Genomic DNA, 24,956 nt, shown 5'->3' with positions numbered 1-24,956 from the left:
CGCACAACCCCCAATGAAACGCACACAAGGAGCGTGACATGGACTTTCTGCCCACCCTCTGGTTCATCATCATCGCGATGCTCTGGATCGGCTACCTCTTTCTCGAGGGCTTCGACCTCGGCGTCGGCATGCACCTGCTGTTCTCGGCGAAGAGCGAGAACCAGAAACGCGTCATGCTGAACGCCATCGGGCCCGTCTGGGACGGCAACGAGGTGTGGCTCATCACGGCGGGCGGCGCCACGTTCGCGGCGTTCCCCATGTGGTACGCCTCGCTGTTCTCGAGCCTGTACATTCCGCTCGTGCTCGTGCTGCTTGGGCTCATCTTCCGCGCGGTGGCCATCGAGTACCGCGGCAAGGGCGTCTCGACGCGCTGGCTGCGCGGCTGGGATCTCGCCCTCGGCCTCGGCTCGCTCGTGGCCGCGTTCGGGGTGGGCGCCGCGCTCGCCCTCACGACGACAGGCCTGCCGCTCGACGCCAACGGCGACCGCGTGGGCGGCGCGTTCGCCTGGTTCAGCCCGTACGCCATCGTCGGCGGGCTCGCGGTCGTGGGTTTCTGCCTCGTGCAGGCCGCCGCGTTCCTTGCCCTGAAGACGGATGGCGACGTGCGCTACGCCGCCCGTCGCTTCGTGGCCGTCGCCCTGCCGTTCGCGCTGATCCCGCTCGTGGTGTGGGTGCTCGCGGTGCAGGTGCGCGAAGGCACCCCCGTGACGTGGGCGCTCGTGCCCATCGCCGCGGCCGCCGCCGTCTTCGCCTGGTTCGCGAACCGAGCCGGGCGGGAGGGGCGTGCGTTCCTCGGCCTCGGCGTGTTCCTCGTGGCCGGGGCCGCCTCGATCTTCGCCGCGTGCTACCCGGTCGTACTGCCCTCGACACTGAACCACGCCTGGGACCTCACGGTGTCGAACGCCTCGAGCTCGTCGTACTCGCTCGGCGTCATGTCGGTCGTGGCGTGCTTCGGTGTGCCGCTCGTGATCGCGTACCAGGCGTGGACGTACTGGGTCTTCCGCAAGCGCATCTCCGGGGCGCACATTCCTGCGCCGCACATCATCGAAGCGGCGGTGCGCCGGGCATGAGCGCGCTGCGACGCGGCCCCGCTCCGCTCGCCGGCCTGAACGCCCTCGGCAGGCCGGCACTGCTCCTGCTGTCTCTCGTCTCCACCATCCGGGCGCTCGCGCTCGTCGTGGCGGCGAGCGCCGTTGCCTCCGGCATCGTCGCCGTCATCCACGGCACGGATGGCTGGCACCAGGCGCTCGGCTGGGGTCTCGCGGCCGCCGTCACCCGGGGTGCTGCCACGTGGGTGCACCGCGTGTGCGCACAGCGCGCGCTGCTCGGTGCGAAGGAACGGCTGCGCGCGGAGCTCGCCGAGGTCGCCGTCGAACGTCCCGAGGGCCGCATCGGGGCGCTGTCGACGCTGGGCACGCGCGGGCTCGACGAGCTCGACAAGTACGTCACGGTGTTCCTACCGGCGCTGATCGACGCGGCGACGGTTCCCGCGATCGTGGGGGCGCGCATCCTGTTCGCCGACTGGCTGAGCGCGCTCATCATCGTGCTCACCATTCCGCTCGTTCCCGCGTTCATGGCGCTCATCGGCATGCACACGCAGGCGCGCGTGGCGGAGGCGACCGACGCCCTCGGCCGACTGAGCGACCACCTGGTCGAGCTGGCGCGGGGGTTGCCGGTGCTCGTCGGCCTGGGGCGCGCGGGGGAGCAGTCGAGGGCGCTGCGCCGCATCTCCGAGGATCACCGCGCCAAGACGGTTGCCACGCTGCGCACCGCCTTCCTCTCCTCGCTTGCGCTCGAACTCATCGCCACGCTCTCGGTCGCCGTCGTGGCCGTGACAATCGGCGTGCGGCTCGTCGCCGGCACTATGCCGCTCGAGGTCGGCCTGCTCGCGCTGCTGCTCGCGCCCGAGTGCTTCACGCCGCTTCGCGACATCGGCAGCGCGTTCCACGCCTCGCAGGAGGGAACGGAGGCGCTCGGCCGGGTGCGGGCCGTGATCGAGAAGGCCCGCCGACCGCGGGCGAACGCGATCGGCACGGGCTCGGCTCGCGGCGAGACCGCGGCTGGCCATGACGGCTCGACCGTGCGCGTGCGCGATCTCACGGTGCGCTACGACGGGCGGCGCGCGTCGGCCGTCGAGGGCCTCTCGTTCGACGCGGAACCGGGCTCGATCACGCTGCTCGCCGGGGCGAGCGGCGCCGGCAAGTCCACCGTGCTCGGCGTGCTCACGGGCTCGCTCGCCGACGGGGACGGTGTGCGCGTCAGCGGGTCGGTTCACCGCATCGGCGCGCGTGGCCTCGCGTGGCTGCCGCAGCATCCGCACCCCGTGGCCGACACCGCCCTCGGCGAGTTGCTGACTTACGGCGACGGCGTGCCGCACGCCGAGTCGCTCGCGTGGTGCCTGCTCGGCTCGCTCGGGCTGCGCGAGGTCGCCGAGTCCGATCCGGCCGAGCTGAGCCCGGGGGAGCTGCGCCGGCTCGCGTTCGCGCGGGCCGTCATGCGCGTCGAGGCGGGCGCGGGCGTCGTGCTGCTCGACGAACCGACCGCGCACCTCGACGCCGCGAGCGCTGCCGTTCTCGTGCAGGCCATCGGCCGCCTGCGGGACCGGGCGACCGTCGTCGTCGCCTCGCACGATCCGGCGGTGCAGGCGCTTGCCGACCGCGTCGTGCGGGTGGGCGCGGGCGCCCCGCGCACGGTCGCGGCCGCCGACGAGACGCGCCCGGGAGAGCGGGATGCCGCCACGAGCCGCCCGACGAGAGTGCGCGAGCGCGAGGCGGGCCCCGAGCATCCGTACCGAGAGCTTGCCGCGTTCCTCGGGCCCGTCGCCGCCCGTCTCGCGCTGGCGAGCGTGCTCGGCGCCCTCGCGGTGGCGTTCGCGATCACGCTGACGGCGCTGTCGGGCTGGCTCATCGTGCGCGCGAGCGAGCACCCGCCCATCATGTACCTGCTCGTGGCGATCGTGGGCGTGCGGTTCTTCGGCATCGGGCGCGGGGTGCTGCGGTACCTGGAGCGGCTCGTCAGCCACGACGCGGTGTTCCAGGCCCTCACCACGCTGCGCGTTCGCCTGTGGCGCTCCCTCGCGCATGCGGGCTCGAGCGACCGCCGCCTGCTCACGGGAACGAACGCCATCGACCGCCTCGTGCGCGACGTCGATGAGGTGCGTGACCTCGCGATCCGCGTGGCGCTGCCGCCCGCGACGGCCCTGCTGGTGACGGCAGCCGTCGTGGCGACGCTCGGCTCGCTCGAGTCGGCGACCCTGCCGCTGTTCATCTCGCTCGCCCTGGTGGCCCTCGTCGGGGCGCCTGCCGTCGCGGTGTGGGCCGATCGCGCCGCGGCACGAGGCGGCCAGCGCCTGCGTTCTGAGGTGACCCGGCGCTTCACGGCGCTGCTGGCCGCGTCCGCCGATCTGCGCCCGAACGGTGTCGACTCCGGCGTGCGGGCGTCGCTGGCCGCCACCGACGCCGAGGCCTCCCGTGCCGCGCGTCGCAGTGCGTGGGCGTTGGGGGCGGCAGACGCGCTCATCGTGCTGGCGTGCTGCGCCGCATCCGTTCTCGTGCTGCCCCTCACCGTGTCGCAGGTCGCCGCAGGCACGCTCGAGCCCGAGCTCGTGGCGGTTCTCGCGCTGACGCCGCTCGGGCTCATCGAGCCACTCACCGCCCACACTGCCGCCGTGCAGCAGTGGCCCGCGCTGCGGCAGGTGCTCGGGCGCGTGTCGAGGCTCACCGAGAACGAGCCGCCAGAATCCGCCACCGAGGCGTTCGACGGCCCGCTGCCGCGCATCGAGGCGATCGAGCTCGACGACGTCGCGGCGCGCTGGCCCGGCGCGGATGCCCCCGTCTTCCGCGACGTCTCGGCGAGCGCCCGGCGCGGCCAGTGGCTCGTGGTCTCCGGCCCGTCCGGCAGCGGCAAGACCACCATGCTCACGATGCTGCTCGGCCACCTCGTCCCCGAGCAGGGTCGGTACCTGCTGCGCGTCGCCGAGCAGTCAGGGACGGGCGGCGGTCGAATGGCGGATGCCGCGGCGCTCGACCCGCGCGCCCTGCGCCGCGCCATCGCGTGGTGCCCGCAGGAGGGTCACCTCTTCGACTCCACCCTGCGCGGCAACCTGCTCATCGCGCGAGAGCGGCGGAACGCACCGAGCGAGGCCGAGATGACGGATGCGCTTCGCCGGGTCGGTCTCGGCCGCCTGCTCGACTCCCTGCCGGCCGGTCTCGACACCCCCATCGGCGCTGCTGGCAGCCGGCTCTCGGGCGGGGAGCGGCAGCGCGTCGCCGTCGCCAGAACGCTGCTGGCGCCGGCAGACGTCATCCTCATCGACGAGCCGACCGCGCACCTCGACGACGAGGCGTCCGCCCTGCTCATGGCGGACCTGCGCAACGCACTTGCCGAGCGCATCGTCGTGCTCGTCACGCACCACCCCGACGACGTGCGTGAGACGGACGAGCGCGTGGAGCTCGGCCGCGAGCCGCGCACACATGAGACGCACCGCGGGCCAGAGGCCGAGCAGGGATCGCTGGCTCTCGCCGGCAATGTCAGGGGTGCTGCCTAGACTGGAATCCATGCAGCCAACCCGCGCCGTGCGCCCCTTCCAGGTCGTCAGCGAGTACAGCCCGAGCGGCGACCAGCCACAGGCCATCGCCGAACTCGCGGGCCGCATCAACGCGGGCGAGACCGACGTGGTGCTGCTCGGCGCCACCGGCACTGGCAAGTCGGCGACGACCGCGTGGCTCGTCGAGCAGGTGCAGCGGCCCACGCTCGTGCTCGCGCACAACAAGACGCTCGCCGCACAGCTCGCCAACGAGTTCCGCGACCTCATGCCGAACAACGCGGTGGAGTACTTCGTCTCGTACTACGACTACTACCAGCCAGAGGCGTACGTTCCGCAGACCGATACGTTCATCGAGAAGGATTCGTCGGTCAACGCCGAGGTGGAGCGGCTGAGGCACTCCACGACCAACTCGCTGCTCAGCCGCCGCGACGTCATCGTCGTCTCCACCGTCTCCTGCATCTACGGCCTCGGCGCCGCCGAGGAGTACCTGGAGGCCATGGCGGCCCTGCAGGTGGGCCAGCGCATCCCGCGGGATGCGCTCATCCGTCAATTCGTGGGTATGCAGTACCAGCGCAACGACGTGGACTTCTCGCGCGGCAAGTTCCGGGTGCGCGGCGACACCATCGAAATCATCCCGATGTACGAAGAGCACGCCATTCGCATCGAGATGTTCGGCGACGAGATCGAGGCGCTCTACGCGCTGCATCCGCTGACCGGTGAGGTCATCACCACCATGGATGCGGTGTCGGTGTTCCCGGCGACGCACTATGCGGCGAGCCCCGCCACCATGCAGCGCGCCATCGGCACGATCCAGACCGAGCTGCACGAGCGCCTCATCGAGCTCGAACGCGAGGGCAAGCTGCTCGAGGCGCAGCGGCTGCGCATGCGCACCACGTTCGACCTCGAGATGATGGAGCAGATCGGGTTCTGCTCCGGTATCGAGAACTACTCGAGGCACATGGATGGCCGCAGCGCCGGTGAGCCGCCGAACTGCCTGCTCGACTACTTCCCAGACGACTTCCTGCTCGTCATCGACGAGTCGCACGTGACCGTGCCGCAGATCGGTGCCATGTACGAGGGCGACGCCTCCCGCAAGCGCACGCTCGTCGAGCACGGTTTCCGCCTGCCGAGCGCGCTCGACAACCGCCCGCTGAAGTGGGAGGAATTCAAGCAGCGCATCGGCCAGACGGTCTACCTCTCGGCCACGCCGGGCCGCTACGAGATGGGCATCGCCGACGGCATCGTCGAGCAGATCATCCGCCCCACCGGCCTCATCGACCCCGAGATCGTGCTGAAGCCAACGAAGGGCCAGATCGACGACCTGCTCGAGGAGATCCGGCTGCGCGCCGAGCGTGACGAGCGGGTGCTCGTCACGACCCTCACCAAGAAGATGGCGGAGGAGCTCACCGACTTCCTTGCCGAGGCGGGCGTCAAGGTGCGCTACCTGCATTCGGATGTCGACACGCTGCGCCGTGTCGAGCTGCTCACGGAACTCCGCAGCGGACTGTACGACGTGCTCGTCGGCATCAACCTGCTGCGCGAGGGCCTCGACCTGCCCGAGGTCTCGCTTGTGGCCATTCTCGACGCCGACAAGGAGGGCTTCCTGCGCTCCTCCACCTCGCTCATCCAGACCATCGGCCGCGCGGCCCGCAACGTCTCCGGCCAGGTGCACATGTACGCCGACGTCGTGACCGACTCGATGCGGCAGGCGATCGACGAGACGAACCGGCGCCGCGAGAAGCAGGTCGCGTACAACACCGAGCACGGCATCGACCCGACACCGCTGCGCAAACGCATCGCCGACATCACCGACGTGCTCGCCAGAGAGGGCGCCGACACGGCGCGGATGCTCGCGGGGCGCGACAAGAGTAAGAAGTCGCCGACGCCGAGCCTGCGTCGGCACGGCATCGCCGCCGAGGGCGCGAACGAACTCGAGTCGATCATCGCCGACCTCAACGAGCAGATGCTCGCCGCGGCGGGCGAGCTGAAGTTCGAACTCGCCGCGCGCCTCCGCGATGAACTCAGCGACCTCAAGCGCGACCTGCGCCAAATGGAGAAGGCCGGCCATGCCTGATGCCGGCCCGCCCCGCGTTGTCGGCGCGAGGCCGGTCATCAATGGCGGCATGCGCGAGAACGACAACCGCACGAGCGTGCTGGAACTCGTCGCAACTCTGTTCGTCACCGCGATCCTCTGCGGCGCCCTGCTCGGCGTCACGGTAATGTGCTTCATCCTCGACGGTGCCGCCCTGGCCGACCCGTTTTCGTTCGCGGATTCATCGTGGTCGATCCAGTCTCTCTACCTGGTGCCGATCGCCAGCATGGTCGGCGGGCTGACCGGACTCATTGCCGCTCTGGGTGCGCTCGTCGCCCTCGTGATCTTCGATCACTGGATGGAGAGGAGCGCCGGCGCACGCGCGGGCATCGCGGGCGCGGGCGGCCTCGTCGCGACAGGGCTCGCCGCCGTGCTGTTCGTAGCGGGGTTGGCCTCTTCGTCACCGACGATGATCGCCATCATGGCGGCGTTCGTCGCCCTCGCCGGCGTTCTCACCGCCGTGCTCGTTCGTGTGCGCGAGCGGCACTGGCGGCACACGAAACACTAATCCGACGCATGGCGCGATTACGCCGGTTGTTGCTTCGGCCCCTAGAGCGCTCGCCTCATGACTGGTACCGTGTCTCGCATGGAACCGGATGGTCGGACGGCAGTGAATCTGCGCCGGGGGGTGTTGCAATACTGCATCTTGGCCATTTTGCGCGACGGCGACTGGTACGGCCATATTCTTGCGCGCCACCTCAATGAACTCGGCTTACTCGACAGCGAAGGAACGCTCTACCCTCTGCTCGCCCGATTGCGTAGAACCGGTCTCGTAGAGACGACATGGCGTGAGTCAACGAGCGGCCCACCTCGGCGGTACTACAAGGTGACCGACACTGGACACGTCGAGTTGAGTGAATTCGCCGCGGAGTGGAAGCAACTGGGGACCGTGGTGAACGGAATTCTGAACGGAGACAGACGGTGAAGAGTTCGATCAACGATTCGCGCGCTCGGCGTTATCTCGACGAGTTGGATGCCGACCTTCTCGACCTTCCGGTGAGGGACAGGAGGGAGATCGTTGAGAGCGTGGTGGAGCACATTTCGATTGCGATGAGCTCCGGACATCCAGTGGAAGAAGTCCTGCAGAAGCTCGGTGACCCACTCACCGTTTCAGAGGAGGCGCATTCAAGGAATGCCAGTGGATGGAGGCGAAAGAGCTCCATTTTCTACGAGATAGCTGTCACAACTCTGCTGCTCGTGGGTGGCCTTCTCCTTGGAGTTGGTTGGATCGTCGGTCTGGTCATGTTGTGGGCCAGCAAGTCTCGAACCCTCTTGAACAAAATTGCCTGCACACTCATCTGGCCCGGCGGGCTGCTTGGTGCGTGGCTCTTCCTGGGCATACCGGTGCGTAGCGAAGGACATTTCTACTTTGGTGCGGACGCCTATTCCGTGCACCCTGCGCCCCCGACCAGCGTATGGACGCTACTCTTCATCACCGCTGCCTATGCAATACCGCTTCTTGTCCAGCTCACATTCCTCGCACGATCGTTAAGAGGGGCGAGAACATCGGCCGCCGGCGGGCGCCATTGAATAGACTTGGCGCCAGTTGCCGCCGGTAAGAATCTCCCGCTGACCGCTGCGGACACACTCTCCGACCTCAAGCGCGACCTGCGCCAAATGGAGAAGGCCGGACATGCCTGATTGATACGGTGAGACCGTGAGCAACGCCGCCGCCTCCGCCAGGAAGGCCACCGTCCCCGGTGCCGCGGCGGGAGGGCCCGCGTGAAGCGCGCCGTGGCGGTCGCCGCGTGTGTGCTGCTCGGGATCGTCGTGGTGCTCGGCGCGGCACTGCAGGATGCGCCGCGCTTCACCGGACTGCGCTGGGTGCCGCACATCCGCGTGCCGCAATCGACACCGATCCCGCCCCGGCCCCAGGCGAGCGGGCAGGCCACCCTGCACCCTCAGGCTGGTGCGCACGCGCCGACCGGCATCGACCTCTCGTGGCTGCTCTGGGTCATCGCCGGCGTGGTGCTCGCCATCGTCCTGCTGCTCGTTGCCCGGTGGTGGCGCGGCCGCCCGCCGACCGAGGCGCCGGGGGAGGGAGACGTCGACATCGGCGCCGCGAGTGAGCCGCCGACCGAGGAGCAGCAGCCGCTTCCCGAAGCGCCGGTGGTGCAACGGGGGCTCGCCGCGGCCATGTCGATCCTCGCCTCCGACCGGGCGCCGTCCGATGCCATCGTCGCCGCCTGGCTGGGCCTCGAAGAGGCGGCGGCCGATGCCGGGATCCAGCGCGGCCGCGCCGAGACGCCCACCGAATTCACCCGGCGCATGATCGGCCGCTCCCCGGCGGACGAGCCGCACATCGACGCGCTGCTCGGCCTCTACGAGCGCGTGCGCTTCGGCGGCCAGAGCGCCGAGCCGAGCGACATCGCCGCCGCACGCTCGGCCCTCGCCGCGCTCTCCGAATCCTGGCGCAGTGAGGCCGGCACCGCCGCCGGAGGGCGCGCATGAGCGACGACGCACGCGGCCTCGGCCCCCTTCTGCGGCGACCGCTGCGCCGCCGGGCCATCCTGCTCGTTCTCGCGAGCGCCGCCATCGGCGCGCTCTTCTGGTACATCGGCATGGATGCCGGCCACGCCGCCACTGTGTCGATCGCGATCGCCGCGCTCGGCGTCGTCTGGATCGCCGTGCCGCGCGAGGACCACCCGGCCTGGGCCCCCGACGACGAGGAGCAACCGCACGAGGGCGTCCGGCGCGACGTGACGCGGCTCTCCTGGTCGCTGCGCCCCGGCAGGGCGGGCATCGCGGCCGAGGGGCTGCGCCGTATCCAGTCAATCGCCGATCGCCGCCTGGGGCGCCTCGGCCTCAGTCTCGATGAGCCCACCGACCGCCCGGCCATCGAGCATCTGCTCGGCCGCCGTGCGCTGCACGTGCTGCGCCCGCCGGGGGCGCCCCCGCGCATCGCCGCCGTGGCCGCCTGCCTCGACGCCATCGACCGACTCCCGGCAGACGCCGGCGCAACACCGACGGAGAAACGCACATGACAGAGCTCCCCACGACAGGCACGACCCGGACGACGGATGCCGCTCCGCTTCCCGTCGCCGAGATCAGCCGGCTCGGCCGCGCCATCCTCGACGAGGTCGGCACCGTCGTGGTCGGCATGCACAGGCCCCTCGAACTCGCCCTCGCGGCGATCCTCGCCGGCGGCCACGTGCTCTTCGAGGATGTTCCCGGCCTCGGCAAGACGCTCGCTGCGCGCAGCATCGCCGCCGCGATCGGCCTCGACTTCCGGCGCCTGCAGTGCACGCCCGACCTGCTGCCCGCCGACATCACGGGCTCCTTCGTCTTCGCCCCCGCCAGCGGCGAATTCGTGTTCCGACCCGGCCCCCTCTTCACCGGCCTGCTCCTCGCCGACGAGATCAACCGCACCTCGCCCAAGACCCAGTCCGCGCTGCTCGAGGCCATGGCCGAGGGCCGGGTGACGGTCGAGGGCGAAGGGTTCGACCTGCCGCATCCGTTCCATGTAATCGCCACCTCGAACCCCATCGAGTACGAGGGCACGTACGCGCTGCCCGAGGCCCAGCTCGACCGCTTCCTCGTGCGGCTCGCCGTCGGCTACCCCGACCGCGACGGAGAGAGCGCGGTGCTCCTGAACCGTGTGGCACGTCGGCGAGAGTCGACGAACGTGCGGCAGGTCGTCGACGGCGACACGCTGCGCCGCATGCAGGCCGGCGTCGAGCACATCGACGTCGACTCCGACATCGCGGCGTACTGCGTCGACCTCGCCGCGGCCACCCGCGCCCACCGGCAGGTGCAGGTCGGCGCGTCCCCGCGCGGGTCCCAGGGCCTGCTGCTCGTCGCCCGTGCGCTGGCCGCGCTGTCCGCCCGCACCTTCGTGACGCCCGAAGACGTCAAGGCGGTCACGGTGCCGGTCCTCGCGCACCGGCTCTCGCTCACGACCCAGGCATGGGCATCGGGCGTCGAGCCGCGGCACGTCGTGGAGGAAGTCACGCGCGAGGTCGCCGGGCCGCCCGTCGTCGCGACCGCGCCATGACGGCCACGGCAGCCAGCGCCGAGGCCCGCCACTGGCCGCTCTGGGCCGTCTCCGCCGCCGTGCCCGCGGCGGTCATCGTCGCCGTCCTCGGCGCGGCCGCGGGCCTGCTCTGGGGGAGCCCGCAGACGGTACTCGTCGCGCTGCCGCTGGCGGCATCCGTCGCCCTCACCCGCCTGCGCCGCCCGGCGCCGGGCCCCATCACCCTGCACGCCGACGTCGGCGGCCGGGCGGAGGATTCTCGGCTCGAGTACGGCATCGAGATCGCCGCCGCGCCCGACGTCGAGGCCATGCAGCTGCGCCTCTCGCTGCTCGCCACGGCGCCGTCCGACGTGATCGTCACGCGCGCCGCCGCCCGGCGCATCACCGGATCCCTGCCCGTGCTGCACTCCGGCCCGCAGGAGATGGTGCGCCTCGCCTCTCGCGCCATCGGCGCGGGCGGGCAGGCGCTCGGCGAGCCCTCGCCCGAGATCGTCGTGCGCGGCAGCGTGGCGCCGAAGCTCCTCCCGATCGGCTCCCTGCCGCTGCCCCGCCGCCTCACGGGCCTCACCGGCACGCACGACTCGTCGCGTCCCGGCGACGGCGGTGAGTTCCGCGACATCCACCTCTTCGCCCCCGGCGACCGCCTGCGCCGCATCGACTGGAAGACCACCGCCCGGCGCGGCTCCTCGCCCGGTGATCTGTACGTGCGCCGCAGTAACGCCACGGCGGACGTCACGCTCATGCTGGTCGTCGACAGTCGCGACGACGTGGGCGAGAACGTCGCCGATTGGAGCCGCGGAACGGCGCACGGCAAGGGGCTCGGCTCCATGGACATCGCCCGCACCGCCGCCTCCTCCATCGCCGCCGCGTATGTGCAGGCGGGCGACCGCGTCGGGTTCCAGGATCTCGCGTCGCCCAGCCGGGTCATCGCCCCCGGCGGCGGAAACCGACACCTGCAACGCGTGCTGCGCGCCGTCGAACTGACGCAGCCGTCTGGTGCGTCCCCGTACCGCCTGCGCGCGCCCCTCATCCCGCCCGGCACGCTCGTGTGGGTCTTCTCCACGTTCCTCGACGACGAGACGGCACGGATGGCGGCGCTCTGGCGCGCCGCGGGCCACCGTGTGCTCGCCGTCGACACACTGCCCCGGCCGAATCTCTCCCGGCTAAGCAGGCAGGGCGCCCTCGCGCACCGCGTCGTCATGATGGAGCGCGACGACCGCATGCGCGACCTCGCCGCGACCGGCGTGGAGAGGCTGGAGTGGCAGGACTCCGCGTCGTCGTCCCGGGCCGCGGCGCTCCGCTCGCTCGCACGACTGCGGGGGAGAGGCGCCCGATGACCACCCTGAATGCGCCACGGCCCGCCGAGAACAGGGTCGAGCTGTCGATGGCTCCGCGGCTCGGGCCCCTGCTGCCGGCCCTCGTCGTGCGCCTTGCCATCGCCGCACTCTCCCTCGCCGTCGCGGCGCTCGAGCTGCGCGACTTCTGGCTCATCCTCGCGGCCGTGTTCGCCCTCGCCGCGGCGGTGCGACCCCGCGTCATGGCGTCCTGGCTGCTCATCGGCCTCGTGACCCTCGGCACCCTGTGGTCGGGCATCGTCGGCTATACGCTCGAATTCGCTCTCGTACTCGCGGGCACGCATCTCCTCCACGTGCTGGCGACCCTGACGCTCGACATGTCGGCATCCGCGCGAGTGCAGCCTGCCGTCCTCGTGCGCCCGCTGCTGCGCTTCGCCGGGCTGCAGGCGGCCGCGCAGGTGCTCGCCATCGTGGTGCTGCTGCTCGTTCCCGCGGCGCGGCTCCCGTACGCGAGCGTCATCGCCGGCGTTGCCCTGCTCGCGCTCGCCGCGGTGTTGGCCGTGCCGTTCCTGCGCCGGCAGGGGTGAGCGGCGTACAAGACGATGCCGCGCGAGTCGCCCGCTCGAGTCGCCCGCTCGAGTCGCCCGCGCGAGTCGCCCGCTCGAGTCGCCCGCTCGAGTCGCCCGCTCGAGTCGCCCGCTCGCCGAGGCCGCCCGCCGAGCCCGCTCGAACGAAGCTCCGCATGCGGCGCGCGGATGCGCATCCGCTCTTTCGTACGTGTGTTCGCTGACAGCGGGGCCCGTTCGCATCGAAATGTCAGTGGCACTCAATAGACTCGTGTGGTGTCAGTATCGAAAGTCGAGTCAGAATCAAAGCTGAGCGTGCGTGGGGCGCGTGTGCACAATCTGCACAATGTCGATCTCGAGATTCCCCGCGATTCGCTCGTCGTGTTCACCGGCCTGTCGGGTTCCGGCAAGTCGTCGCTCGCGTTCGACACCATCTTCGCCGAGGGCCAGCGCCGCTACGTCGAATCGCTGTCGGCGTATGCCAGGCAGTTCCTCGGGCAGGTCGACCGGCCAGACGTCGACTTCATCGAGGGGCTGAGCCCCGCGGTCTCCATCGACCAGAAGTCCACGAACCGCAACCCCCGCTCGACGGTGGGCACCATCACCGAGATCTACGACTACATGCGCCTGCTGTGGGCGCGCATCGGCGTGCCGCACTGCCCGGTGTGCGGTGAGAAGATCCAGCGTCAGACGGTGCAGCAGATCGCCGACCAGCTCATGGAACTGGAAGAGGGAACGCGCTACCAGGTGCTCAGCCCCGTCGTCTCGCAGAAGAAGGGCGAGTTCGTCGACCTCTTCAGCCAGCTCGCGGCGAGCGGATACTCCCGGGCGCTCGTCGACGGCGAGGTCGCGCAGCTCTCGTCGCCGCCCACGCTGAAGAAGCAGTACAAGCACGACATCCAGGTGGTTGTCGACCGGCTGGTCGCCGGCCCAGACCTGCTCTCGCGTCTCACCGACTCGCTCGAGACGGCGCTGCGGCTGACCGACGGGCTGGTGCAGATCAACTTCGTCGACGCCGACGGCCCCGAGGCGTGGCAGACGTTCAGCGAGAAGCTGTCGTGCCCGAACAACCACCCCATCCAGTTCACCGAGATCGAGCCGCGCACGTTCTCCTTCAACGCGCCGTTCGGCGCGTGCCCCGAGTGCTCGGGCCTCGGCACGCGCATGTCGGTCGACGAAGATCTGCTTATCGGCGACACGTCCGCGAGCATCGCCGAGGGCGTCATCGTTCCCTGGACCACGCAGGGCAAGGGCCTCTTCCAGTACTACGAGAAGCTGCTCGACGGCCTCGCCCGCGACCTGGGCTTCTCGCTGAAGACCCCGTGGAAGAAGCTGCCCGCCGAGGTGCGTGAGGCCGTGCTGCGCGGCAACGACTTCGAGGTCAAGGTCAAGTGGAAGAACCGCTACGGCCGCACCATGAGCTACACCTCCGGCTTCGAGGGGGTGGTGCCGTACATCGAGCGGCAGTACGCCGAGGCCGAGACCGACACGCAGCGCCAGCGCTGGGCCGAGTACCTGCGCGAGGTTCCGTGCCCCCTCTGCAAGGGCCAGCGCCTGAAGCCCGAGGTGCTCGCCGTTCTCGTGCACGAGGCGAACATCGCCGACGTCGCCGAGCTCAGTCTGACGGATGCGCGCAGCTTCATGGAGAAGCTGGCTCTCACAGAGCGTGAGCAGCAGATCGCCGCGCAGGTCCTGCGTGAGATCAAGGTGCGGCTCGACTTCCTCATCAAGGTCGGCCTGAACTACCTCAACCTCGCCCGTGCGGCGGCGACGCTCTCGGGCGGCGAGGCCCAGCGCATCCGCCTGGCGACGCAGATCGGTTCTGGCCTCACGGGCGTGCTCTACGTGCTCGACGAGCCCTCGATCGGCCTGCACCAGCGCGACAACCGGCGTCTCATCGAGACGCTCGTCGCGCTGCGCGACCTCGGCAACACGCTCATCGTGGTCGAGCACGACGAAGACACCATCCGCACCGCCGACTGGGTGGTCGACATCGGCCCAGGCGCGGGCGTGAACGGCGGAACCGTCGTGCACTCCGGCTCATACGAGTCGCTCATGGCCAATACCGCCTCGCTCACCGGCGACTACCTCGCCGGCCGCAAGGCCATCGAGACGCCCGCGAAGCGGCGACCGATCGACAAGAAGCGCATGATGCGCATCGTGGGGGCCGAGGCCAACAACCTGAAGAACGTCACGGTCGACGTGCCGCTCGGCACGTTCGTCGCCGTCACGGGCGTGAGCGGTTCCGGCAAGTCGTCGCTCGTCAACGACGTGCTCTACCGAGTGCTCGCCAACAAGCTCAACGGCGCACGCAAGCTGCCGGGCAAGCACACGCGGGTCACCGGGCTCGAGAACCTCGACAAGGTCATCCACGTCGACCAGGCGCCCATCGGGCGCACGCCACGATCGAACCCGGCGACGTACACGGGGGTGTTCGACCGCATCCGCACCCTGTTCTCCGAGACCATGGAGGCGAAATCGCGCGGCTACCTGCCGGGCCGCTTCAGTTTCAACGTCAAGGGCGGGCGCTGCGAGGCGTGCTCGGGCGACGGCACGATCAAGATCGAGATGAACTTCCTGCCCGATGTCTACGTGGCGTGCGAGGTGTGCGGGGGAGCGCGCTACAACCGCGACACGCTCACGGTGCACTACAAGGGCAAGAACATCGCCGAGGTGCTCGACATGCCCATCGCCGAGGCCGCGGAGTTCTTCGAGCCCATCTCGTCCATCCACCGCTACCTGAAGACACTCGTCGATGTGGGCCTAGGTTACGTGCGCCTCGGCCAGAGCGCCACCACGCTCTCCGGCGGCGAAGCGCAGCGTGTGAAGCTCGCGACCGAACTGCAGCGCCGCTCGAACGGACGCAGCGTGTACGTTCTCGACGAGCCGACCACCGGCCTGCACTTCGAAGACGTGCGCAAGCTGCTCCTCGTGCTCGGCGGCCTCGTCGACAAGGGCAACACCGTCATCGTCATCGAGCACAACCTCGACGTCATCAAGTCGGCCGACTGGCTCATCGACCTCGGCCCAGAGGGTGGAGCGGGCGGCGGAACAGTCGTCGCCGAGGGCACGCCGGAACAGGTCGCCTCGGCGCCGGGCAGCCACACGGGCACGTTCCTGGCCGAGATCTTCGCGCAAGACGATCAGGGTCGCCTCGAGCAGAAGAGCGCCTGATGGCCGATACGGTGAGCTACCGGCCCAAGGCGGGGGAGATTCCCACGCAGCCGGGCGTCTACCGTTTCCGCGATGCGAACCGCCGCGTGCTCTACGTCGGCAAGGCCAAGAACCTGCGCTCCCGCCTCAGCAACTACTTCCAGCCGCTGCGCAGCCTGCACGAGCGCACCCGCAAGATGGTGACGACCGCGGCGAGCGTCGAGTGGACCGTCGTCGGCACCGAGTTCGAGGCGCTGCAGCTCGAATACACGTGGATCAAGGAGTTCAACCCGCCATTCAACGTGCAGTTCAAGGACGACAAGAGCTACCCGTACCTGGCCGTCACCCTGGGCGACGAGATCCCGCGTGTTCTTGTCACCCGCAACCGTGCCATCAAGGGCGCCCGCTATTTCGGCCCATACACGAAGGTGTGGGCCATCCGCGACACGGTTGACCTCATGCTCAAGGCGTTCCCCATGCGCAGCTGCTCGGACGGCGTGTTCCGGCGCGCGCAGCTCACCGGCAGGCCGTGCCTGCTCGCTGACATCGGCAAATGCTCGGCCCCGTGCGTCGGCCGCGTCACGCCCGAGGCGCACCGAGCCATCGCCGACGACTTCGTCTCCTTCATGGCCGGCAACGACACCCGGTACATCCACCAGCTCACGACCAAGATGCAGGATGCCTCGAAGTCTCTCGACTTCGAGAGCGCCGCCCGTCACCGCGACGCCGTCCAGGCCCTGACGGCCGCCATGGAGAAGAGCGCGGTCGTGCTCTCCGACCGGGTCGACGCCGACGTGTTCGGCATCGCAGACGACGAGCTCGCGGCCGCCGTGCAGCAGTTCATTGTGCGGGGAGGGCGCATCCGCGGTGTGCGAAGCTTCCTCGTCGACAAGGAGCTCGACGTCTCGGTCGCCGAGCTCACCGAGACGGTGCTGCAGAACGCCTACGACGGCGAAGCGCCGCCGCGGCAGATCATGGTGCCGGTGCTGCCGGACGACGCGGCCGAGCTGGAGAGGTGGCTCACCGATCGCCGGCGCCTAGACGAGCCCACGGCCGGCCGCGTGAGCCTGCACGTCGCCCAGCGTGGCGAGAAGGCGGCGCTCGCGCAGACCGCCACCCTCAACGCGAAGAACGCGCTCGTGCTCTACAAGACGCGGCGCAGCTCCGACTTCGTCGCTCGTTCGCAGGCGCTCACCGACATCCAGGAGGCACTCGGCATGAGCGACGCGCCCCTGCGCATGGAGTGCTACGACGTCTCCCACCTCTCCGGCACCAACATCGTGGCCTCCATGGTGGTGTTCGAAGACGGCCTGCCGCGCAAAGACCAGTACCGGCGCTTCTCCATCCCCGAATCCAGTGACGACACCGAGTCGATCCACCAGGTGCTCACCAGGCGGCTCGCGTACCTCCGGCATGGCGCGGCCGAGGCGACCGCTACCGAGCTCGAAACCAACACCGAACTCGAGCCCACCGAACTCGAAACAACCACCGAACTCGAGCCCACCACCGAACTCGAGCCCACCACCGAACTCGACACGTCGACCGAGCCCGTGGTCGACCCCGACCTCGCGGAGCAGCGCCGCCGGCGCAAGTTCTCGTCGCCGCCGAACCTCCTCATCGTCGACGGTGGCCAGCCGCAGGTCGCGGCGGCGAAGCGGGCGCTCGACGAGTCGGGTGTGACCGGCATCCAGCTGGTCGGCATCGCCAAGCGCCTCGAAGAGCTCTGGCTGCCCGACGACGACTATCCCGTCATCCTGCCGCGCAACAGCGACGCGCTCTTCATGATCCAGCGCATCCGCGACGAGGCGCACCGCTTCGCCATCACCTACCAGCGGGCGAGGCGCAAGCGCGACATCGCCACCGTGCTCGGCGAGATTCCCGGCCTCGGGCCCGCGCGCGTCAAGGCGCTTCTCACGCACTTCGGATCCGTGGCCCGGCTACGCCAGGCCACCGCGCACGACATCTCCGAGGTCAGCGGCATCGGCCCGAGGCTCGCCGACTCCATCCGGGAACGCCTCGGCACTCGGTAGGCTTGTCTCGACTCATCGACCACCCGAGCAGTGAGGCCATCATGACCACGGAGCCCGTCGAACGCCAGGAGATGCTCATCGTCACCGGCATGTCCGGTGCCGGCAGATCGACGGTCGCAAACGCCCTGGAAGATCTCGACTGGTACGTCGTCGACAACCTGCCGCCGCTCATGCTGCGCCCGCTCATGGATCTCGCGGGCAGGGCAGGGTCGCAGCTGCCTCGGGTGGCGGCCGTCGTCGACGTGCGCGGCCGCGACTTCTTCGCCGACCTGCAGGAGATCGTGCAGAGCCTGCGCGACGGCACGCACGTGCGCATCCTTTTCATGGATGCCACAGACGAGACGCTCGTGAGGCGGTTCGAGGCCGTGCGCCGACCGCACCCGTTGCAGGGCGACGGCACGATCCTCGACGGCATCACCGCCGAACGAGCCAGACTGCGCGAGATCCGCGAGTCGAGCGATCTCGTGATCGACACCTCCGACCTCAACATCCACCAGCTCGCGACCGAGATCCAGGCGGCTTTCGCGGCGGAGAACGCGGCGGGCGTGCAGGTCACGGTCATGAGCTTCGGCTTCAAATACGGTCTGCCGGCAGACGCCGACATGGTGGCGGATGCACGCTTCCTGCCCAACCCGTTCTGGGTGCCAGAGCTGCGCTCGCACACCGGGCTCGACGGCGTCGTCTCCGACTACGTGCTCGCCCAGCACGGCGCCACGGAATTCGTCGACGCGTATGAGCGAGTGCTGCGCATCGTGCTCGACGGCTACCAGCGTGAGAACAAGCGTCACGCCACGATCGCGATAGGCTGCACTGGCGGAAAACACCGCTCCGTCGCCATCGTCGAAGAGATCGGCAGACGGCTGGATTCCCTGCCCACGGTGGCCGCGAGTGTCAAGCACCGCGACCTCGGCCGGGAGTAGCGCGGCCATACCGTGCCGCTGCGCAAGACAACACGCGTTGGCAACGCAGAAGTAGGAGATCGCCGTGGCACTCACCCAGGACGTCAAGCAGGAGCTTGCCGGCCTCGAGGTCAGCAAGAACACCGTCCGTGCCGCTGAACTCGCCGCCATCCTCCGCTTCTCCGGCGGCCTGCACCTCATCTCCGGCCGCATCGCCGTCGAGAGCGAGCTCGACAGCCCCGAGCTGGCCAAGCGCGTGCGCAAGAGCCTCGCCGAGCTCTACGGCGTGCGCAGCGAGGTTTCCGTCATCTCGGCCTCCGGCATCCGCCGCGGCAACCAGTACCTCGTGCGCGTGCTCGACGGGGGAGAGACCCTGGCCAGGCAGACGGGCCTGCTCGACGCGAGACGACGGCCCATCCGCGGCCTGCCCAACCGCCTGACCACGGGCACGCGAGACGAGCTCGCCGCCGTCTGGCGCGGCGCGTTCCTCGCCCACGGCTCACTCACCGACCCCGGCAGGTCCGCGGCGCTCGAGGTCACCTGTCCGGGCAACGAGGCTGCCATGGCTCTCGTCGGAGCCGCCGGGCGTCTCAGCGTCGCGGCGAAGGCACGCGAGGTGCGCGGCGTGCACCGTGTCGTCATTCGCGACGGCGACGCCATCGGCACCATGCTCACGCACATGGGCGCGCTCACCACGGTCGCCAGCTGGCAGGAACTGCGCATGCGCCGCGAGGTGCGCGCCACGGCCAACCGCCTCGTCAACTTCGACGACGCCAACCTGCGCCGCTCCGCCCAGGCCGCCGTGGCGGCGTGCGCCAGAGTCGAGCGTGCCCTCGAGATCCTCGACACGGATGCGCCGGCGCACCTGCGTTACGCCGGCGAACTGCGGCTCGCGTTCCGAGACTCCAGCCTCGACGAGCTCGGGCATCACGCCGACCCGCCGATGACGAAGGACGCGGTGGCGGGGCGCATCCGTCGCCTTCTCGCCATGGCTGACAAGAAGGCCGCAGACACGGGCATACCGGGCACGGATGCCAACCTGCCGCCCGATCTTGACGACGTGTGACGCCGTCCCCAGGCGCGTGAGACGACGCGACTAGACTCGAAATGTCGCTCATAACGGCGCGCGAAGACATCGTGCGCGACGAACAACGAGGAGGCCACGCAATGGCTGATTACACGCTCCCGGAGCTTCCCTACGACTACTCGGCACTCGAGCCGAGCATCAGCGGGACCATCATGGAACTCCACCATGACAAGCATCACAAGGCGTACGTCGACGGGGCAAACACGGCCCTCACCAAGCTCGCCGAGGCGCGCGACACCGACAACCTCACGAACATCAACAAGCTCGAGAAGGACCTCGCGTTCAACCTCGCCGGCCACGTCAACCACACGGTCTTCTGGAAGAACCTCTCGCCGGACGGCGGTGACAAGCCCACGGGCGAGCTGGCCGCGGCGATCGACGAGTTCTTCGGCTCCTTCGACAAGTTCCGTGCGCACTTCACCGCGTCGGCACTCGGGATCCAGGGCTCCGGCTGGTCCATCCTGGCGTGGGATTCCCTCGGCCAGAAGCTCATCATCGAGCAGCTCTACGACCACCAGGGCAACCTCGCCACGGCGACCATCCCGCTCTTCATGCTCGACATGTGGGAGCACGCCTTCTACCTCGACTACCGCAATGTCAAGGCCGACTACGTCAAGGCGTTCTGGAACATCGCGAACTGGGGCGACGTCGCCAAGCGCTTCCAGGCGGCCCGCGAGAAGACGTCCGGCCTGCTGCTACTGTCGTAGCGGGCCTCGGTGTCCCGGACACGACCGCCCGGGACACCGCCGTCAGCCCCCACCCCCACGAAATGCGCCGAACGGCGCCCCAGTATCAGGAGATTTACGTGTCCGTGAAGATCGGTATCAACGGGTTCGGCCGCATCGGCCGCAACTACTTCCGTGCAGCGCTGGCCAAGGGCAGCGAGCTTGAGATCGTCGCCGTCAACGACCTCACCGACAACAAGGCACTCGCGCACCTGCTGAAGTACGACTCGATCACGGGCCGCCTCGACGCCACCGTCGAGCTCGACGGCGACAACATCGTGGTCAACGGCAAGCCGATCAAGGTGCTCGAGGAGCGCGACCCTGCCCAGCTTCCGTGGGGCGACCTCGGCGTCGACATCGTCATCGAGTCCACCGGCCGCTTCACCAAGGCCGATGACGCACGCAAGCACATCGCGGCCGGCGCGAAGAAGGTCATCGTCTCCGCTCCCGCCTCCGGCGACAACGTGGCGACCCTCGTGCTCGGCGTCAACGAGAAGACGTACGACCCCGCGACGAACGACGTCATCTCGAACGCGTCATGCACCACGAACTGCCTCGCGCCGCTCGCCAAGGTGCTGCTCGACAACTTCGGCATCGAGCGCGGCCTCATGACCACGGTGCACGCATACACGGCCGACCAGAACCTGCAGGACGGCCCGCACAGCGACCTTCGCCGTGCCCGCGCCGCTGCCGTCAACATCATCCCCACCTCCACGGGCGCGGCCAAGGCCCTCGGGCTCGTCATCCCGGAACTCGTCGGCAAACTCGACGGCTACGCGCTGCGCGTGCCGGTGCCAACCGGCTCGATCACCGACCTCACGGTCGAGCTGACCAACCCCGCCTCCGTCGAGTCGATCAACGCGGCGTACAAGGCAGCCTCGGAGGGCAACCTCAAGGGCATCCTCAGCTACACGGAAGACCCGATCGTCTCCAGCGACATCGTCTCAGACCCGCACTCCTCGATCTTCGACGCCGGCCTCACCAAGGTCATCGGCAACCAGGTCAAGGTGGCGTCGTGGTACGACAACGAGTGGGGCTACTCCAACCGACTCGTCGACATCACCGAGTACGTCGCCGAGCGACTCTAGAACCGCGAAGGCGACAGCAGTGACGTTGCGCACTCTTGAATCGCTGGGCTCGCTCGCAGGCAAGCGCGTCATCGTTCGCTGTGATCTGAACGTCCCCCTGAAGGACGGCGTGATCACAGACGATGGCCGTGTGCGAGCGTCACTGCCTACGCTGAACGCACTCATCAACCAGGGCGCGCGCGTCGTCGTGGTCTCCCACCTCGGGCGGCCCGACGGCGCGCCGGATGCGCGCTACAGCCTCGCGCCGGTCGCCCAGCGGCTCAGCGAGCTCCTCGGCAAGCCGGTCACGTTCGCGCGCGACACGGTCGGTTCGGGCGCCCAGGATGCGGTGGCCTCCCTCGGCGACGGTGACGTCGCTCTGCTCGAGAATCTGCGCTTCAACCCGGGCGAGACGAGCAAGAGCGAAGACGAGCGTACGGCCTTCGCCGCGAAGCTGGCCGCTCTCGCAGACGCCTTCGTCTCCGATGGCTTCGGCGTCGTGCACCGCAAGCAGGCGAGCGTCTACGAGCTGGCCCAGGCGCTGCCCAGCGCCGCCGGCCTGCTCATCCAGGCCGAACTCGACGTGCTCGATCGGCTTACCGAGAACCCCGAGGCGCCGTACACGGTGGTGCTCGGAGGCTCGAAAGTCTCGGACAAGCTCGGCGTGATCGATCACCTGCTGCCGCGCGTCAACTCGCTGCTCATCGGCGGCGGCATGCTCTTCACCTTCCTCGCCGCTCTCGGCCACAAAGTCGGCTCGAGCCTGCTCGAGAGCGACCAGCTCGATACCGTGAAGGAATACCTCACGCGCGCCGAGCAGCTGGGCGTCGAGATCGTGCTGCCAACCGACGTGGTCGTGGCCTCGAAATTCGCGGCAGACGCGGAGCACGTTGTGCGCCCCGCGGAAGCCATCGAAGACACGGATTGGGGCGCATCCGGTCTCGGACTCGACATCGGGCCCGAGACCGCCGAGCGGTTTGCCGGCGTCATCCGCGCCTCGCACACCGTGTTCTGGAACGGCCCGATGGGCGTGTTCGAGCTCGCCCCGTTCGCCACGGGCACCCGCGCCATCGCCGAGGCGCTCACCCAAGTCGACGGCCTCGGCGTCGTGGGCGGTGGCGACTCCGCCGCCGCCGTGCGCGCGCTCGGCTTCGCCGACGACCAGTTCGGCCACATTTCGACCGGCGGCGGCGCCAGCCTCGAGTTCCTCGAGGGTAAGCGTCTGCCCGGACTGGAGGTACTCGGATGGCAGTAGCAGCCAGCGTGCGTCGCACGCCGCTCATTGCGGGCAACTGGAAGATGAACCTGGACCACCTGCAGGCGATCGCGTTCGTGCAGAAGGTGGCGTGGAGCCTGAAGGATGCCGGGCACGACTTCGCGGCCGTCGAGGTCGCGGTGTTCCCGCCGTACACCGACCTGCGCAGCGTGCAGACGCTCGTGTCGGCAGACAAGCTGCCGCTCGCGTTCGGCGCACAGGACCTGTCCGCGCACGACTCCGGCGCATACACCGGCGAGATCTCCGGCGCGTTCCTGGCTCAGCTCGAGTGCCGGTACGTCATCATCGGGCACTCCGAACGGCGCAACCTGCACGCCGAGACCGACGAGCAGGTTGCACAGAAGGTGACCGCGGCGCTGAAGCACTCTCTCACGCCCGTCATCTGCGTCGGTGAGACGGCGGAAGACCTCGAGAAGCACGGCCAGAGCGCGGTTCCCGTCGGCCAGCTGCGCGCCGCCCTGGCCGGCGTCACGAGTGCGGCCGACATCGTGGTCGCGTACGAACCCGTCTGGGCCATTGGTTCCGGCCAGGCGGCAACGCCAGAGCAGGCCGAACAGGTCGCCGCGCAGTTGCGCGCCACGATCGCCGACGTGCTGGGCGAGGACGTCGCGGCGAAGACGCGCATCCTCTATGGCGGTTCGGTCAAGGCCGCGAACATCGCGTCGTTCATGCGCGAACCCAACGTCGACGGCGCGCTCGTCGGCGGGGCCAGCCTTGACGTCACCGAGTTCGCCAGCATCGTGCGCTATCAGAAGCACGTCGGCGCGTAGGGGTCGCCGGGGCGTCCGCCTTCGGTATACTTGACTCTTGGCCCCGGTGGCACCCGACATCGGCGCAGTTGTGAAAGGTCTCTCGTGCTGCAAATTCTCCAGGTCGTCCTGCAGGTTCTTCTCGGCCTCACGAGTCTCCTGCTGACCCTGATGATCCTGCTGCACAAGGGCCGTGGCGGCGGCCTCTCCGACATGTTCGGCGGCGGTGTCACCTCCAACCTGGGTGCATCGGGCGTCGCCGAACGCAACCTGAACCGCATCACGGTCATTCTGGGCGTGATCTGGATCGCGTGCGTGATCGTGCTCGGCCTGATCACTCGCTTCTCTGCGTAGGAGGAACTATGGCATCCGGTGGAAGTGCAATCCGCGGCTCGCGCGTCGGCGCCGGCCCCATGGGCGAACAGGATCGCGGTTACCACGCCGATCGTGTCGCGGTCTCGTATTGGGACGCGCTGGGCAATGAGACGGTGCGGTACTTCGCCGCGAACCTGCCGCCAGAAGAGATTCCCGAGACCATCGACTCACCATCGAGCGGTCTGCCCGCCGGCCGCGACAAGGAGAACCCTCCCGCGGTGGCCAAGCTCGAGCCGTACAAGACGCACCTCGCATACGTGAAGGAACGGCGCACAGAAGAAGAGGCGCAGCAGCTCCTGGACGACGCGCTCACACAGCTGCGCATCCGTCGCGGCAAGCTCACGCCGACGAACTAGTAGCTCGGCGCGATGAGGTTCTCCGGAACCTCGCCCGCAGCATCCTGATCCACGAAGAACACGGTGCGCTTGCGTCCCTTGGCGCCGGCGACAGGCACCTCGGTGTAGGCCGCACCGGCGAGGGCGAGACCGAGTGCGGAGGCTTTGTCTGCTCCCGCGAGCACGAGCCAGATGCGTTCGGATGCGTTCAGCACCGGCCGAGTCAGGCTCAGCCGCTCAGGCGGCGGCTTGGGGGAGTTGCGCACCGCGACGACGCTCGCCTGCGTCTCGCGAATGCCCGCGGCATCCGGAAACAGGGAGGCGATGTGGCCATCAGGCCCGACGCCCAGAAACGTGATGTCGAAACGCGGATGCGCCGCGCCCCCGCCCGCATGCTTCGCCAACTCGTCGGCGTACGCCGCGGCGGCCCCGTCGAGGTCGACGTCGTCGTCAGAGGCAGCGAAGGCGTGGATGTTGGCCGCAGGCACCTTGATGTGGTCGAGCAGTGCGTGGCGAGCCTGGCGCTCATTGCGCTCGGGATCGTCGCGGGGCACCCAGCGCTCGTCTCCCCACCAGAAGTGAACGCGGCCCCAGTCCACGGAATCGCGCGCGGCCGAACCGTTCACGGCATCGAGCACGGCGATCCCCATGGTGCCGCCCGTCAGCACGACGTTGGCCGTATCGACGTCGTCGAGAATGTCGACGGTCTTCGTGAGGAAGCGCGCCGCGACCGACGCGGCGAGTGCGGCCTTGTCCGGGTGGACCAGCACCCGCCGTTCGTTCGTCAT

22 protein-coding genes are annotated in these 24,956 nt (G+C 69.2%); 21 read left to right on the top strand and 1 reads right to left on the bottom strand.

All coding sequences use genetic code 11. The features are described from left to right. The first annotated feature begins 38 nt into the window (after positions 1-38). The 21 genes from cydB (at position 39) to OSC27_RS04970 (ending at position 24,189) form a co-directional block, all read left to right on the top strand. Positions 39-1,070: a cytochrome d ubiquinol oxidase subunit II gene (gene cydB / locus OSC27_RS05070; protein ID WP_267180302.1), complete on the top strand. Its 1,032-nt coding sequence runs from the start codon at positions 39-41 to the stop codon at positions 1,068-1,070. Beyond that, a complete protein-coding gene (gene cydC, locus OSC27_RS05065; protein ID WP_267180301.1) occupies positions 1,067-4,546 on the top strand; it encodes a thiol reductant ABC exporter subunit CydC in 3,480 nt (1,159 codons plus the stop codon). The genes cydB and cydC overlap by 4 nt, the downstream gene beginning before the upstream one ends. A gap of 10 nt (positions 4,547-4,556) precedes the next feature. Continuing rightward, positions 4,557-6,620, top strand: a complete 2,064-nt coding sequence (gene uvrB, locus OSC27_RS05060) for an excinuclease ABC subunit UvrB (protein WP_267180300.1) — start codon at positions 4,557-4,559, stop codon at positions 6,618-6,620. Further along, complete coding sequence (locus tag OSC27_RS05055) at positions 6,613-7,146, top strand: hypothetical protein (RefSeq protein WP_267180299.1); 534 nt, start codon at positions 6,613-6,615, stop codon at positions 7,144-7,146. Before uvrB ends, OSC27_RS05055 begins: the two co-directional genes overlap by 8 nt. Positions 7,147-7,224: 78 nt before the next feature. Further along, positions 7,225-7,563, top strand: a complete 339-nt coding sequence (locus tag OSC27_RS05050) for a PadR family transcriptional regulator (RefSeq protein WP_267180298.1) — start codon at positions 7,225-7,227, stop codon at positions 7,561-7,563. Next, positions 7,560-8,168 (top strand): HAAS signaling domain-containing protein, encoded by a 609-nt coding sequence (locus OSC27_RS05045; RefSeq protein ID WP_267180297.1) that lies wholly within the window; start codon positions 7,560-7,562, stop codon positions 8,166-8,168. The genes OSC27_RS05050 and OSC27_RS05045 overlap by 4 nt, the downstream gene beginning before the upstream one ends. Positions 8,169-8,360: 192 nt before the next feature. Continuing rightward, positions 8,361-9,089 (top strand): DUF4129 domain-containing protein, encoded by a 729-nt coding sequence (locus OSC27_RS05040; RefSeq protein ID WP_267180296.1) that lies wholly within the window; start codon positions 8,361-8,363, stop codon positions 9,087-9,089. After that, the gene (locus tag OSC27_RS05035; protein ID WP_267180295.1) at positions 9,086-9,622 is read left to right on the top strand and encodes a hypothetical protein; all 537 of its coding nucleotides are present in this window, start codon (positions 9,086-9,088) and stop codon (positions 9,620-9,622) included. Before OSC27_RS05040 ends, OSC27_RS05035 begins: the two co-directional genes overlap by 4 nt. Next, positions 9,619-10,632 carry an AAA family ATPase gene (locus tag OSC27_RS05030; protein ID WP_267180294.1) on the top strand — a complete coding sequence of 338 codons (1,014 nt, stop codon included), beginning with the start codon at positions 9,619-9,621 and terminating at the stop codon, positions 10,630-10,632. Before OSC27_RS05035 ends, OSC27_RS05030 begins: the two co-directional genes overlap by 4 nt. Then, positions 10,629-11,948: a DUF58 domain-containing protein gene (locus tag OSC27_RS05025; RefSeq protein WP_267180293.1), complete on the top strand. Its 1,320-nt coding sequence runs from the start codon at positions 10,629-10,631 to the stop codon at positions 11,946-11,948. The genes OSC27_RS05030 and OSC27_RS05025 overlap by 4 nt, the downstream gene beginning before the upstream one ends. Then, positions 11,945-12,493 (top strand): hypothetical protein, encoded by a 549-nt coding sequence (locus tag OSC27_RS05020; protein ID WP_267180292.1) that lies wholly within the window; start codon positions 11,945-11,947, stop codon positions 12,491-12,493. The genes OSC27_RS05025 and OSC27_RS05020 overlap by 4 nt, the downstream gene beginning before the upstream one ends. A gap of 255 nt (positions 12,494-12,748) precedes the next feature. Next, positions 12,749-15,646 carry an excinuclease ABC subunit UvrA gene (uvrA, locus tag OSC27_RS05015; RefSeq protein WP_267180291.1) on the top strand — a complete coding sequence of 966 codons (2,898 nt, stop codon included), beginning with the start codon at positions 12,749-12,751 and terminating at the stop codon, positions 15,644-15,646. Next, the gene (uvrC, locus tag OSC27_RS05010; protein ID WP_267180290.1) at positions 15,646-17,655 is read left to right on the top strand and encodes an excinuclease ABC subunit UvrC; all 2,010 of its coding nucleotides are present in this window, start codon (positions 15,646-15,648) and stop codon (positions 17,653-17,655) included. Before uvrA ends, uvrC begins: the two co-directional genes overlap by 1 nt. Positions 17,656-17,696: 41 nt before the next feature. After that, positions 17,697-18,575, top strand: a complete 879-nt coding sequence (rapZ, locus tag OSC27_RS05005; RefSeq protein WP_267180289.1) for an RNase adapter RapZ — start codon at positions 17,697-17,699, stop codon at positions 18,573-18,575. Positions 18,576-18,639: 64 nt separating this feature from the next. Beyond that, positions 18,640-19,620: a DNA-binding protein WhiA gene (gene whiA / locus OSC27_RS05000; protein WP_267180288.1), complete on the top strand. Its 981-nt coding sequence runs from the start codon at positions 18,640-18,642 to the stop codon at positions 19,618-19,620. Between the two features lie 101 nt (positions 19,621-19,721). Further along, positions 19,722-20,348: a superoxide dismutase gene (locus tag OSC27_RS04995; protein ID WP_267180287.1), complete on the top strand. Its 627-nt coding sequence runs from the start codon at positions 19,722-19,724 to the stop codon at positions 20,346-20,348. Positions 20,349-20,446: 98 nt separating this feature from the next. Next, positions 20,447-21,454: a type I glyceraldehyde-3-phosphate dehydrogenase gene (gap, locus tag OSC27_RS04990; RefSeq protein ID WP_267180286.1), complete on the top strand. Its 1,008-nt coding sequence runs from the start codon at positions 20,447-20,449 to the stop codon at positions 21,452-21,454. 19 nt (positions 21,455-21,473) lie between these two features. Then, a complete protein-coding gene (locus tag OSC27_RS04985; protein WP_267180285.1) occupies positions 21,474-22,688 on the top strand; it encodes a phosphoglycerate kinase in 1,215 nt (404 codons plus the stop codon). Then, positions 22,679-23,479 carry a triose-phosphate isomerase gene (gene tpiA / locus OSC27_RS04980; RefSeq protein WP_267180284.1) on the top strand — a complete coding sequence of 267 codons (801 nt, stop codon included), beginning with the start codon at positions 22,679-22,681 and terminating at the stop codon, positions 23,477-23,479. The genes OSC27_RS04985 and tpiA overlap by 10 nt, the downstream gene beginning before the upstream one ends. Positions 23,480-23,566: 87 nt before the next feature. Continuing rightward, a complete protein-coding gene (gene secG, locus OSC27_RS04975; RefSeq protein WP_267180438.1) occupies positions 23,567-23,812 on the top strand; it encodes a preprotein translocase subunit SecG in 246 nt (81 codons plus the stop codon). 8 nt (positions 23,813-23,820) lie between these two features. Continuing rightward, entirely contained in the window at positions 23,821-24,189 is a 369-nt protein-coding gene (locus tag OSC27_RS04970; protein WP_267180283.1) for an RNA polymerase-binding protein RbpA, read from the top strand. Here the strand turns inward: OSC27_RS04970 and pgl are convergent. Continuing rightward, on the bottom strand, positions 24,186-24,956 hold the full coding sequence (pgl, locus tag OSC27_RS04965; protein WP_267180282.1) for a 6-phosphogluconolactonase: 771 nt from the start codon (positions 24,954-24,956) through the stop codon (positions 24,186-24,188). The two genes, OSC27_RS04970 and pgl, sit on opposite strands and share 4 nt — an antisense overlap.

This window comes from Microbacterium sp. STN6, assembly GCF_026410545.1.
Lineage (GTDB): Bacteria > Actinomycetota > Actinomycetes > Actinomycetales > Microbacteriaceae > Root112D2.
Note: the sequence above shows the minus strand (reverse complement) of the source record. Positions and strands in the feature narration are given on the sequence as shown.

What these genes read in the sequence shown, in the direction of transcription:
- cydB (WP_267180302.1), top strand. Translation starts at nt 39, where the DNA reads ATGGACTTTCTGCCCACCCTCTGGTTCATCATCATCGCGATGCTCTGG.
- cydC (WP_267180301.1), top strand. Translation starts at nt 1,067, where the DNA reads ATGAGCGCGCTGCGACGCGGCCCCGCTCCGCTCGCCGGCCTGAACGCC.
- uvrB (WP_267180300.1), top strand. Translation starts at nt 4,557, where the DNA reads ATGCAGCCAACCCGCGCCGTGCGCCCCTTCCAGGTCGTCAGCGAGTAC.
- OSC27_RS05055 (WP_267180299.1), top strand. Translation starts at nt 6,613, where the DNA reads ATGCCTGATGCCGGCCCGCCCCGCGTTGTCGGCGCGAGGCCGGTCATC.
- OSC27_RS05050 (WP_267180298.1), top strand. Translation starts at nt 7,225, where the DNA reads ATGGAACCGGATGGTCGGACGGCAGTGAATCTGCGCCGGGGGGTGTTG.
- OSC27_RS05035 (WP_267180295.1), top strand. Translation starts at nt 9,086, where the DNA reads ATGAGCGACGACGCACGCGGCCTCGGCCCCCTTCTGCGGCGACCGCTG.
- OSC27_RS05030 (WP_267180294.1), top strand. Translation starts at nt 9,619, where the DNA reads ATGACAGAGCTCCCCACGACAGGCACGACCCGGACGACGGATGCCGCT.
- OSC27_RS05025 (WP_267180293.1), top strand. Translation starts at nt 10,629, where the DNA reads ATGACGGCCACGGCAGCCAGCGCCGAGGCCCGCCACTGGCCGCTCTGG.
- OSC27_RS05020 (WP_267180292.1), top strand. Translation starts at nt 11,945, where the DNA reads ATGACCACCCTGAATGCGCCACGGCCCGCCGAGAACAGGGTCGAGCTG.
- uvrC (WP_267180290.1), top strand. Translation starts at nt 15,646, where the DNA reads ATGGCCGATACGGTGAGCTACCGGCCCAAGGCGGGGGAGATTCCCACG.
- rapZ (WP_267180289.1), top strand. Translation starts at nt 17,697, where the DNA reads ATGACCACGGAGCCCGTCGAACGCCAGGAGATGCTCATCGTCACCGGC.
- OSC27_RS04995 (WP_267180287.1), top strand. Translation starts at nt 19,722, where the DNA reads ATGGCTGATTACACGCTCCCGGAGCTTCCCTACGACTACTCGGCACTC.
- tpiA (WP_267180284.1), top strand. Translation starts at nt 22,679, where the DNA reads ATGGCAGTAGCAGCCAGCGTGCGTCGCACGCCGCTCATTGCGGGCAAC.
- OSC27_RS04970 (WP_267180283.1), top strand. Translation starts at nt 23,821, where the DNA reads ATGGCATCCGGTGGAAGTGCAATCCGCGGCTCGCGCGTCGGCGCCGGC.
- pgl (WP_267180282.1), bottom strand. Translation starts at nt 24,956, where the DNA reads ATGACGAACGAACGGCGGGTGCTGGTCCACCCGGACAAGGCCGCACTC.